Source organism: Halomonas sp. 25-S5 (assembly GCF_029889845.1).
Lineage (GTDB): Bacteria > Pseudomonadota > Gammaproteobacteria > Pseudomonadales > Halomonadaceae > Halomonas.
This window is the reverse complement of the sequence record NZ_JARANV010000006.1, coordinates 98,378-108,979: the sequence shown is the minus strand read 5'-3', so window position 1 is coordinate 108,979 and position 10,602 is coordinate 98,378. Positions and strand designations below refer to the sequence as shown.

Annotated in this window: 12 protein-coding genes and 1 pseudogene; 9 read left to right on the top strand and 4 right to left on the bottom strand. The window is 65.0% G+C overall.

Going from position 1 to position 10,602, the window contains the following annotated elements; genetic code table 11:
• Positions 1 to 48: 48 nt before the first annotated feature.
• On the bottom strand, positions 49 to 981 hold the full coding sequence (locus OP498_RS06675; RefSeq protein ID WP_280553008.1) for a GAF domain-containing protein: 933 nt from the start codon (positions 979 to 981) through the stop codon (positions 49 to 51).
• A gap of 257 nt (positions 982 to 1,238) precedes the next feature.
• On the opposite strand from OP498_RS06675, the gene OP498_RS06670 reads away from it, so the two are divergent.
• The 3 genes from OP498_RS06670 (at position 1,239) to OP498_RS06660 (ending at position 3,295) form a co-directional block, all read left to right on the top strand.
• Positions 1,239 to 1,526, top strand: a complete 288-nt coding sequence (locus OP498_RS06670; RefSeq protein ID WP_280553007.1) for a coiled coil domain-containing protein — start codon at positions 1,239 to 1,241, stop codon at positions 1,524 to 1,526.
• Between the two features lie 184 nt (positions 1,527 to 1,710).
• Positions 1,711 to 2,049, top strand: a complete 339-nt coding sequence (locus OP498_RS06665; RefSeq protein ID WP_280549949.1) for a helix-turn-helix transcriptional regulator — start codon at positions 1,711 to 1,713, stop codon at positions 2,047 to 2,049.
• The gene (locus OP498_RS06660; RefSeq protein ID WP_280553006.1) at positions 2,036 to 3,295 is read left to right on the top strand and encodes a type II toxin-antitoxin system HipA family toxin; all 1,260 of its coding nucleotides are present in this window, start codon (positions 2,036 to 2,038) and stop codon (positions 3,293 to 3,295) included. The genes OP498_RS06665 and OP498_RS06660 overlap by 14 nt, the downstream gene beginning before the upstream one ends.
• A 31-nt stretch (positions 3,296 to 3,326) precedes the next feature.
• Here OP498_RS06660 and OP498_RS06655 read toward each other — a convergent pair whose 3' ends face one another.
• Positions 3,327 to 3,674, bottom strand: coding sequence for a hypothetical protein (locus OP498_RS06655; protein ID WP_280549952.1), 348 nt, complete (start codon positions 3,672 to 3,674; stop codon positions 3,327 to 3,329).
• 123 nt (positions 3,675 to 3,797) lie between these two features.
• Between OP498_RS06655 and OP498_RS06650 the strand changes: the two are divergent.
• Positions 3,798 to 3,944 (top strand): annotated as a pseudogene (locus tag OP498_RS06650) (dihydrodipicolinate synthase family protein); the annotation flags it as partial.
• 157 nt (positions 3,945 to 4,101) lie between these two features.
• On the opposite strand, the gene OP498_RS06645 reads toward OP498_RS06650, so the two are convergent.
• Positions 4,102 to 4,416, bottom strand: coding sequence for a HigA family addiction module antitoxin (locus OP498_RS06645; protein WP_280549954.1), 315 nt, complete (start codon positions 4,414 to 4,416; stop codon positions 4,102 to 4,104).
• A 15-nt stretch (positions 4,417 to 4,431) separates the two neighbouring features.
• Positions 4,432 to 5,025, bottom strand: coding sequence for a type II toxin-antitoxin system RelE/ParE family toxin (locus OP498_RS06640; RefSeq protein WP_280553005.1), 594 nt, complete (start codon positions 5,023 to 5,025; stop codon positions 4,432 to 4,434).
• 23 nt (positions 5,026 to 5,048) lie between these two features.
• Between OP498_RS06640 and OP498_RS06635 the strand changes: the two genes are divergently transcribed.
• Genes OP498_RS06635 through OP498_RS06615 form a run of 5 tightly spaced genes read left to right on the top strand, consistent with a single transcriptional unit; the run spans position 5,049 to position 10,543 of the window.
• Entirely contained in the window at positions 5,049 to 7,586 is a 2,538-nt protein-coding gene (locus OP498_RS06635; protein WP_280553004.1) for a hypothetical protein, read from the top strand.
• On the top strand, positions 7,583 to 7,876 hold the full coding sequence (locus OP498_RS06630) for a DnaJ domain-containing protein (protein WP_280549223.1): 294 nt from the start codon (positions 7,583 to 7,585) through the stop codon (positions 7,874 to 7,876). Before OP498_RS06635 ends, OP498_RS06630 begins: the two co-directional genes overlap by 4 nt.
• The gene (gene grpE, locus OP498_RS06625; protein ID WP_280553003.1) at positions 7,876 to 8,565 is read left to right on the top strand and encodes a nucleotide exchange factor GrpE; all 690 of its coding nucleotides are present in this window, start codon (positions 7,876 to 7,878) and stop codon (positions 8,563 to 8,565) included. The genes OP498_RS06630 and grpE overlap by 1 nt, the downstream gene beginning before the upstream one ends.
• Entirely contained in the window at positions 8,562 to 10,295 is a 1,734-nt protein-coding gene (locus OP498_RS06620) for an Hsp70 family protein (RefSeq protein WP_280553002.1), read from the top strand. The genes grpE and OP498_RS06620 overlap by 4 nt, the downstream gene beginning before the upstream one ends.
• Entirely contained in the window at positions 10,295 to 10,543 is a 249-nt protein-coding gene (locus tag OP498_RS06615) for a hypothetical protein (RefSeq protein WP_280553001.1), read from the top strand. Before OP498_RS06620 ends, OP498_RS06615 begins: the two co-directional genes overlap by 1 nt.
• The last annotated feature ends 59 nt before the right edge of the window (positions 10,544 to 10,602 follow it).

Genomic DNA, 10,602 nt, shown 5'->3' with positions numbered 1-10,602 from the left:
GGGTCAGCTCTGGCTCGGAGGCGATCGGTCCCCCCGAAGCAGTCGGGTCTATTCGGAATCGAGATTCACAGCGCCGGGCTCGGTCGCCTCGCGATACAAAAGCGCGCAGTTGCGGCCGGCGTGCTTTGCGGCATAGAGCGCCTGGTCGGCCTGGGCCATCAGCTGGTTCGGCGCCTGGCTAGCGTCGTCGCCCTGGCGGGCGACCCCGAGGCTGACCGACATCGTTACTCTCAGCGGCGGCTCGTCTTCCATCCTTTCCACCAGGAAGGGTTCCGCGGCGACGCGCCAAAGGGCCCTCAAGCAAGTCCGCAACGCAGCGCGATCGTCGGGGTGTAGACGAGCGAGCAGGCGTCGCAAGGGCACCCGCGGATACGTCTCGGGGTAGCCCAGTACCGTCTTGAACGCCTGGGAACACCAGACCCGCCCGTTGCGAAGGCTGATTTCCCAGACGCCACAGTCGGCCACCTTGTGGAACAGTTCGATCTGGCGGGAGCGATGGTTCAGTTCGTAGCGGTAAAGGGCCGCCGCGATCAGCTGGCCGGCGGCCTCGAGGAGGTCGAGACCCGGCCCCCGCCAACTGACGGGACGCTCACAGTCATCGATGCCCAGGGTGCCCCACCAATGACCGTTGACGAAGATGGGCACCGTGGCCATGGACTGAATCGCCTGGCCCTCGAGATCACTCCGCAACGGTCCCGGTGGCATGACAGGGATACAGAAGTCATGAGACACCCCCGCCTGGCGCTCCTCGACCAGACGACGATAGACGGGATCCTCGAGCGATGAGGAAAAGAAGCGAAACCGGTTTTGGTTGAGCTGTCGATAGCGCTCCGATGGCGCCCACTCAAAGACATAGTCCTGGACCACGGTATCGGACTGCACCTCTAGAAGCTGGAAGATCCAGACACGGCTCGCCCCGGTGACGGGACCAATCTCCGCCAGTAACCGGTCGACGCCCTCTGCCCAATGGTCCGCCCTCATCAGGGTGCTGCCACCTCGGCTGAGCGCCGCCAGGCAGTCCGCGGTATCGATCAGGACAGGGGCGGCCGAGGCCAGATCCGGAGGGCGCGCTGGTTGACCTGACACAGTGTAAGCATCCTGTAAGTCAAGGAGTCCTCGACAGCTTGGCTGATCGCGGCTGGGATGCCAAGTATGCCACCCTTGAACAAACGCCCTGTCCGCTCGCGGACAGGCTATCTTCAAGGTTCCATGAACCGGAAAACGGAAAGGAGTGCCCCATGAGCAACAGGGAAGCCTACGAACAGAAGCTGCGCGCCAAGCTCGATGAGCTGCAGGCCGAGGTGGACAAGCTGAAGGCCCGCGCCCGGAGCGCCGAAGCCGATGCGCGCATCGACCGGGAAGAAGAGATCGACCGGCTCGAGGCGAAGCGCGAAGAGATGCGCAAGAAGCTCGAGGAGCTGCGCCACTCCAGCGACGACGCCTGGGACGACATCCGGGCCGGCACAGAGCGCGCCTGGGGGTCGCTGAGCGAAGCGATCAAGTCGGCCCGCTCACGCTTCAAGTGACCGGGCACGCCCCCTTCATGACCGGCGTCGGCCCCGTCGAGGCGTTCGCCGAAGGCCTGTTGGAGCTTTGACGCTGGCAGCATCAGGGCGACTTCATTGCGGAATCGCCAGCGCCTGACGTTGAGTGGGCGGGTAGTGGCATTAAAATATCGATAACGCTACTAATCGACACTATACTATCGGTATGAAAACACGTCACGTCACCCTCAGCCCCCAAGCCTCCCTCTCGCTACGCCTGTTCGCCGGTATGATCGAGGAGGGGCGGCTGCGCAAGGGGTGGACCCGAGACGAACTCGCCGAGCGGGTTGGCGTCGGCGTGGTCACCATTCGTCAGGTTGCCAAGGGCTCTCCCCGCGTGGCCATCGGCACCTATTTCGAAGCGGCGGCGCTGGTCGGCGTGTTGCTGTTCACCGATGACCTGGACACGCTGAAACGCGAGCATGCTACCCAGCGGGAACGGCTGACGCTGCTCCCCAAGCGCGCTCGCCGTCAGCCACAAGAGCCCATCGATGATGACTTCTAGCAGCCGACGCGCCTACGTCTGGGCTTGGTTGCCCGGTCAGACATCCCCCGTGGTGGCCGGTCTCGTGGAGCGCGACGATCAAGACCACTACCGCTTTGCCTATGGTCGTCGCTACCTGGCACGCGAAGACGCGATCAGCCTCTACCCCGACGAGCTTCCCCTTCGGCCCGGGAGCCAGGAGCAAGCAGGTGGCGCACTGCCCTCCTGCCTGCGCGATGCCGCTCCCGACGCCTGGGGGCGTCGCGTCATCATCAATCGGCTAACGGGCAGGAAGGGCGATGCTGCCGATGAGGTCGAGTTCAACGAGCTGGTCTACCTGCTGGAGTCCGGATCGGACAGGATCGGCGCGCTGGATTTCCAGCTCTCCCCCACCGACTACCAGCCGCGTGAGCACCAGGACGCCACCCTGGCGGCATTGCAGGAGGCCTCGGCGTATGTGGAAGCAGGGGAGCCGCTCCCTCCCCCCCTGGAGCAGGCCATTCAACACGGCAGCAGCATCGGCGGCGCTCGTCCCAAGGCCCTGTTGGATGACCAGGGCCGCAAGCTGGTGGCGAAATTCTCTTCCAGCACTGACCTCTACAGCATAGTGAAGGCGGAATTCGCTGCCATGCGACTCGCCAGGCTCGTGGGGCTCGATATCGCTCCCGTCGAGATGACCCGATCGCTGGGCAAGGACGTGCTGCTGGTGGAGCGCTTCGACAGGATGAGAACGCCCGGCGGTTGGTCCAGAAGGATCGTGCTGTCGGCCCTCACCCTGCTGGGCCTGGATGAGATGACGGCTCGCTATGCCAGTTATGAGGACCTCGGCCATCGCATCCGGGCAGAGTTCTACCAGCCCGAGCAGTCGCTGCTCGAGCTGTTCGGCCGCATCGTCTTCAACGTGCTTTGCGGCAACACCGACGACCATGCGCGCAATCATGCCGCCTGCTGGGATGGCGAATCGTATCGACTGACGCCGGCCTATGACATCTGCCCACAATCCCGAACCGGTGGCGAAGCCACCCAGGCTATGCTGATGAGTGGCCAGGAGCGGCGCAGCCAGCTCGTCCACTGCCTGGCGGCCGCGGAGCGACTCGGCCTGAGCTTGGCGCAAGCCAGGGAGATAATCGACCACCAACTTGCCACGATCCGGGAACAATGGGAGGCCGTGTGCGACGAAGCCGCTCTGAGCACGGTAGATCGCAACTTCTTGTGGGGCAGGCAGTTTCTCAATCCGTTCGCGCTGGAAGGCTATACGGCGTCATGAGTGAGCGCGCCCATTCGCGAGGTGGAGCGTCTCACCCGCGAAGCGCCATGACACAGTCAAGCTCCTCCCGATAAGCCGCCTCGTGCTGAGCCGGATCGGCAGAAAAGCGCCCGAGCGCCACGGCCAGCTCGAAGAAGCCCTGCCGGGGCAGGTCGTCACGGCGGCTGACCACCAGGGTGGCGACCATCGGGCGGCCGGCGGCGACGTCCTCGCGCATCAGCGCCTCCAGCGCCAGGGCGACGCGCTGGATGGTGCGAGGTGGCGTGAGGCCCAGCGCCTCGGCGGCCTGCTGGTAGGTGATCGGCACGGCTTCGTCGGGCAAGCCCATCAGCAGCTCACGCAGGCGCGGGGCCAGGTCGGGGTCAGCTTGGCTCACCATTCAATCACCCTCCTGGGGTTGGCGATAAACCTCCGGCTCACAGCTCGGATGCGCTGTGCCGAGTCTCCGCCGTGGCATACTCCCGAGCAAGTCCGCCGCCAGAATAGAACAAGGAGACAGCGCATGTTCACCGGCCTGAGTGCCTTCCCCATGACGCCCATGAACGAGAATGCCATCGACGAGGTGGCCTTCGTACGGCTGGTCGAGAGACTGGTCACCGCGGGTGTTGATTCCATTGGCGCCCTCGGCTCGACGGGCAACTATGCCTATGCACCGCCCAGCCTGCCGCTGCCCCTGAGGACGCTGGAGGGGCAGCAGCGACAGGCGCTTGGCGCGCTGCTGGAGGAGCTCAAGTGACCTGATGGAAGCGTGATGCTTTACAGCGCTCTGTATCGTATCGTGCCGAAAAAGAGCGTCATGCAAGATATCACGCGGCGTCGAGCGGCTTGATCCGTTCCATATCGTCCTTGATGGCCTCGGCAGCTACCCAGAGGTCAACGGCTCGCTGTGCGTTCAGCCAGAACTCCGGCGAGTTGCCGAATAGGCGACCGAGCCTAAGCGCCATCTCGGGGCTGACCGCTCGACGTTCGCGTAGCAGTTCATTGATGGACTGGCGTGATACCCCCAACGCTTCGGCAAGACCTGCGACGGTCAAGCCATAATCCGGCAGGAAGTCCTCACGCAACATTTCACCGGGATGCGTGGGCCTGCGCTGCATACCGCCCGTGTTTTCGATGGCCATCTTCACCTCCTGATGTCAGTGGTAATCGCAGACTTCGACATCGTAAGCATCACCGTCTTCAAAGCGAAAACAGATACGCCACTGGGCATTGATCGATATCGCATATTGCCCCGCTCTATCGCCGAACAACGCATGCAGCCGGTTACCGGGTGGCACTTCCAGATCGCGCAGCCGCATGGCCAGGTGGATATACTCGAGTTTTCGAGCGGCCCTGGCTGCTACATCGGCTGGAAACCGTCTTGACTGTCCCTTGGCATACAGCTCATGGGTGCGCTTGTCGGCGAAGGACTTGATCATCCCAGCAATGTAATGCGTCACGTGACGCGCGTCAAGATGGCAGCGGCCCTCAGGCGAGCACCTCGGCAATTGGCCGCCGACGTTCGAGGGCTTCGACGTCATCCACACCGTCGACAACGAGGAGCATGACTCATGAGCAACAGTTGGCGGGGGCGCGCGGTGCTCCACCATGGATAGGTGCCCAGTTTCACCACCAGCGTCGGACACGTTATAGTCGCACCTGACGATACCTATCACCATCGGCCGGCCACTGGCGCGGCTGTCGCATAGCGTGCCGGGGTCAACGCGCCCAAAGCCCTGGTGGCGCATCATCAACCTGTCTCCATGGCCAGAGCATGTCCAAGAAACGAAACAAGCGTTCGGCGCGCAACAAGCCGGGCCCCGCCTCTCTCTCGTCCGACGCCCTGGAAAGCTCCGCCCAAGAAACATTGCAGCGAGGCCGTTTCCGCGAGGCCATCGCCCATTTCAAGGAGCTGTTGAAACGAGAGCAGCGGGAGGAGTGGCGCGAGGGCCTGGCACAGGCCTACGAAAGCCGTGCCCACTCACTCACCGAGAAGGGCATGCTCAAGGAAGCGCTGGTGATGTGGGAGAACCGCCACCGGCTGGGGGCTGCCGCGCCGCTGCGCCTGGCACACACCGCCTTGCTGCTGCGCCTGGGGCGCGTCCACGAGACGGTCAAGATGTTCAACCAGGCCGCTGACACACTGCCTGCTGACGAACTGGCAGCACTGCGGACTCAGTTGGCGGCCTACTACCTGAGCGGGGAAGCCGAGGTCATGGAGGGCCTGGCGCCGGAGGATCCCGTGGTGGTCCACGGCGAGGCAGCGCAAGCGGCACTAGCGGCCTATTGCAGCGGCGATGACATAGCCCTGGAGCAAGCGTTGGCCGCCATTCCGTTCCGCTCGCCCTACCGCGATGGCGTGCACCTCCTCAAGGCCATGCAGCGCCTGCCCGAGCAGCCGACCCAGGCCGCGGCCCTGTTGGCCAGGGTGCCGGCCGAGTCGGCCTTCGCGCCGCTACGCCAAGCGACCGAACTCGCCCTGGTACCGGAACAGGAACTGGCCTCTCGCCTCGCCGATGTCGGCAAGGCCACCCGTCGCTTCGCGCTGACCCTGCGAGGCTGGAGCCCCGAGCGCCAGGCACTGTTCGAAGAGGCCCGCAAGCTGGGCGACGAACCGCCGCCCAAGGCGCTGTTGCACTTCCTGTACCGTCACCGTGACAAGCTGGGCGACGACTGGGTGCATGAACAGGGACGGCGCCTGTTGATCGATGACGCCCCGCAGAGCCTCGCTTGGCCCCGTGAGGCCGGTGGACGCTCCCTCTCGCAAGCGGAAAAAGTACAAGTAGGCGCCTGGCAGGCCGAGCGATACAGCGACAACCCGTGGTACACCCTAGAGTGCTGGGAGCTCCTGGCCCAGCACCTGGAAGAACCCCATGCCCCAGCTCCCGGCAGTGACCAGGCGCTACGCATCGCCCTGGTGCTGCGGCGCGTCGATCAGGCGGGGGACATCCTGGCACACGCCACGCCGTCTGCGGAGCCCCATGCCCTGGACCGGGCAGTCGCCCACCTCGTCGAAAGGAGTCTCGATTACGACCCGGATGCCCCGCAGGCCTATCTTCGCCTGACCGCCTACTACCTGCGCGGCAGGGAGCTCAAGGAGACGCGCCGTCTCCTCGAACCGGCGCTGGCTCGCTGGCCCGAGAACCTCCAGGTACTGACGGCGGCCCTGGACACGGCCGTAGCGGGCGGCGCCTTCAAGAAGGCGGCAGGCTTCGCCCGGCGCATCCTGGCCATCGACCCGATCAACAAGACGGCCCGGGAACGCCTGATGAAGGCCCACCTCGCCCATGCGCGCAAACAGCTTCGCAATGCCCGCCCGGACCTGGCCCGCCGGGAGCTCGAGCAGGCCAGCGCCTGGGATCGGTCCAAACGCTTCGGCATCCAGCTGGAGATCGTCGACGCCCTGATAACCTTGGCCACCGATGCCCCGGCCGGCGCTTCAGCCTTGCGGGCGGTGAACCAGCGTCTCGGCGACGGCCTCGCCGCTGGACTGAGTATCGCGCTGGAAGCGGCGGCGGTGGGCAAACCGCCCAAGGCCCTGTTCACGGACTTGGGCCTGTCCAAGCCGCAACCCCGAGGTGCTGAAGACCTGAAGGCCTGCCTTGCCCAACTGCGCGAGCACCTGGACAGCGGTGGCAAGCTGCCGCCCGAGGTGACCCGCTATTTCGAGAAGGTCCTGAAGGCCTCGGCCCAATTCGAGCTCTCTTTTCAAGAGATGGAAGCCGCCTGCGAGACCCTGCGCCGCTGCCGCTGGGACGCGGTTCGGCAAGCCTTCGCCCAGGCGGCCCTCAAGCGCTGGAAAGACGCGCCCGTATTTGCCTTTCATGCCTTCGAGGCCAAGTACAAGGGTGCCCCGTGGAAGGCGAGCTCAACCGACATCAGACGACTGGAGCGGGCCCTGGAGCACGCCCGAGAAAAAGGCGACACGCGCAGCACCGAGCGCCTGCTGAATGTGCTCGACAGTCTGCGCCTTACTTCCTTCGAGGATTCCCCCCTCCCGCCGGAGATGGGAGAGGAGATGGGGCCCGAGGCCTTGCCTATGCTCATCAACCTGATGGGACTGGATAGGCTCCTCGACATGCTGGGGCTGAGTCGCGACATGAAGCGCCAGTTCAAGGAGCTCGAGCGGGAGCTGGGTCGCCCGGCGCTGATCGAGATGCTCGGCGCCATGATGAGCGCCGACTCCGATGACCCTCCCCCTTTCCCGGCACCGCGACCCAAACGGCGGGCCGGGAGCAGGCGGCATGCCGTGGAAGACGATACGCCATCGGACGATGATGATCCTTTTAACCAGCCGGACCTGTTCACATGAGTGACCCTTACCTGACCCTGGGGGTGACAGCCAAGGCCACCGATGCCGACATCGAGGCCGCCTATCGTGCAGGCGTCAAACGTCATCCCCCAGAGCGCGACCCACAACGCTTCGAGGCCCTGCGCAGCGCCTATGAGGCGCTACGCACCCGCCGCGACCGCCTCGGCTACGAGCTGTTCGACACCTCGCCGCCGACGGTGAGCGATATCCTGGACAAGGCCGCCCCGACGGGTAAGCCGCGCCGCCCGGACCCGGCGCTATTCGCGGCCCTGCTACGCGGGGAATCGTGATGGACGCCGCCGCCAAGGAGCAGCTCGTCGAGCGTTTTCGTGCCTATCTGGAGGCCGGCGACGCCCAATCTGAAGAGCACGCCCAGCTTGCAGAGACAAGAGAAACCGCGGAGGCCGAATCCCCGGACCTGTTTACCCTGCTGGCCGAGCAGGCGGCGCTCAAGAACGAGGTAAAGCTCGAATCCCGTCAGATCAAGGCCGCTCTCGATCAGTTCCGGGAGTTGTTCGACACCTTGCGCCAGAGCAACACCCGCCTCGGCGAGGAACTGGAGCGCCAGCAACAATCGGCCCGAGACCAGCAACGCGACGCCGAGCGCGGCCTGTTGCTCGAGCTGCTGGAACTGCGCGATCGTCTGCGGGCCGGCCATGAGCAGGCTCGCCGCTATCGGCCGGGTTTCCTGGCGCGTCGTGGCGGCGCGGGCACGTTCGTCGCGGGGATGGCCGACGGCTCAGCCATGAACCTGGCGCGTCTGGATGACATCCTCATCCGGCGTGGGGTTTCACCGCTGCCAAGCGTGGGCCATGCCTTCGATCCCCATACCATGCACGCCACCGAGGTGGTGCATAAGGCCGACCGGGAAGACGGCGAAGTGGTGGACGAGCTGCGCAGCGGTTACCTGCAACACGACCGCCTGTTGCGCCCGGCAGAGGTCATCGTCAACAAGCGCACTGAGGAAACAAAATCTTGAGCGACAACATTATCGGCATCGACCTGGGCACCACCAACTCCGAAGTGGCCATCGTCCAGGACGGCAAGGTGCAGATCATCGACGTAGACGGCGCCAGGCTGCTGCCGTCGGTAGTGGGCCTGGCCAACGACGGCGCCCTGCTGGTGGGTCAGGTCGCCCGCAACCAGTACGCCCTCTACCCCGAACGCACCGTACGCTCCATCAAGCGGCGGATGGGCGATGACCAGAAGGTCACGATGGGGGAACAGGTCTACACGCCGCAGGAGATCTCCGCTCTCATCCTGCGCCGCCTCAAGCGCGCCGCCGAGGAGCACCTGGGCGAGGCCGTGGGCAAAGCCGTGATCACCGTGCCGGCCTATTTCTCCGACGCCCAGCGCCAGGCCACCCGCGATGCCGGCGAACTGGCCGGCCTGGAAGTGGTGCGCATCATCAACGAGCCTACCGCTGCGGCCCTGGCCTATGAGAGCGGCCACGCCGAGGCCAAGACCTTGCTGGTCTATGACCTGGGGGGCGGGACCTTCGATGTCTCGGTGGTGCGCCTGAGCCAGGAGGTTACCGAGGTCCTGGCCAGTCACGGCAACAACCGTCTCGGCGGCGACGATTTCGACAGCCGGATCGTGGAATTCCTGGTGGAGCGGCTGAAGACCGAGCAAGGGGTCGACCCCAGCGGCGACCGCGCCGCCATGGCACGCCTCGGACGTGCCGCCGAGACGGCCAAGATCGCGCTCAGCGATGCGCCCTACGCCCGCATCGAGGAAGAGTATCTGCTAGAGCACGACGGACACCCCATCCACCTGTCCCTGGAGCTTGATCGCCGGGACTACGAGACGATGATCACGCCCTTCATCGACGAAACCCTCGAGGCGATGCACATCGCCCTGGATGGCGCCGAACTCACGGTGGCCGATGTGGATGAAGTACTGCTGGTAGGAGGGGCGACCCGCACACCCTTGATCCAGCAATGGCTCGAGGAGGAGCTGGGAATCGCACCGCGCAGCGAGGTGGACCCGGAGCTATGTGTCGCCACCGGGGCCGCGATCCAGGCGGCGGTCATCGGCGGGCAGCCGGTGACGGCGAACGTGCTGGTCGACGTGACGCCCTACACCTTCGGCACCAGCGCCTTATCGGACCGTCTGGGCGAGCTCTATCCCTACACCTTCATCCCGCTGATTCATAAGAACACCCCCATCCCGGTCACCAAGAGCGAAGCCTTCTACACCTTCGAGGACGGCCAGACGACCATCGACGTCTTCGTCTATCAGGGAGAGGATCCCGATGCCCTCAACAACACCGAGATCGGCTCCTTCCGCATCGAAGGTCTCAGCGACGTCCCTGCCGGCAACGTGATCATCACGACCTTCTCGCTGGACCTGAACGGCATCCTGCACGTCACGTCCCGGGAGAAACGCACCGGCCTGGAGAAACACATCACCATCGACAACGCCACCGCCCGTTTCGAGCAGGAGGAGCTCAGTGACGCGCGTCAGCGCCTGTCCTCCCTCATCGAGGGCGAGGCCCAACCGGTCCAGTCGGCACAGCGCGAGGCGATCCAGGCGCAGGCCCTGATCGAGAAGGCCGAGCGACTGATGGAAGGCGCCAACCCCGAGGACCGGGAAGACCTGGTAGACAACATCGAGAGTGTCCAGGATGCCTTGGCCAGCGGTGATATCGCCGCCCTGGCGCGGGCCACGGATGAGCTCTCCGACCTGGTCTTCTATCTGGAGCCGTGATGCAACGCTGCCCCAACTGCCGTGCTCGCCGCAGCGGCGACGGCGACAGCCACTGCCGCCGCTGCGGCATGGAGCTCACACAACTGCTCGAGGCCGAGCAGGCCGCCCAGCGGCAAGTAGTGGCAGCGCTCGGCCACCTGGAAGCCGGCGATGTTCCCGGTGCCATCGCCACCCTCGAGCAGTCCCGTACCCTATGCCGCGAGCCCTTTTCGGCGCTCTTGCTGGACTTCGCTCGATCGCTCGCTTGACACCACTGGGTTCCCTGTATTCATATGATTCCGTATTTAGATAGATCAGTCTATACAGG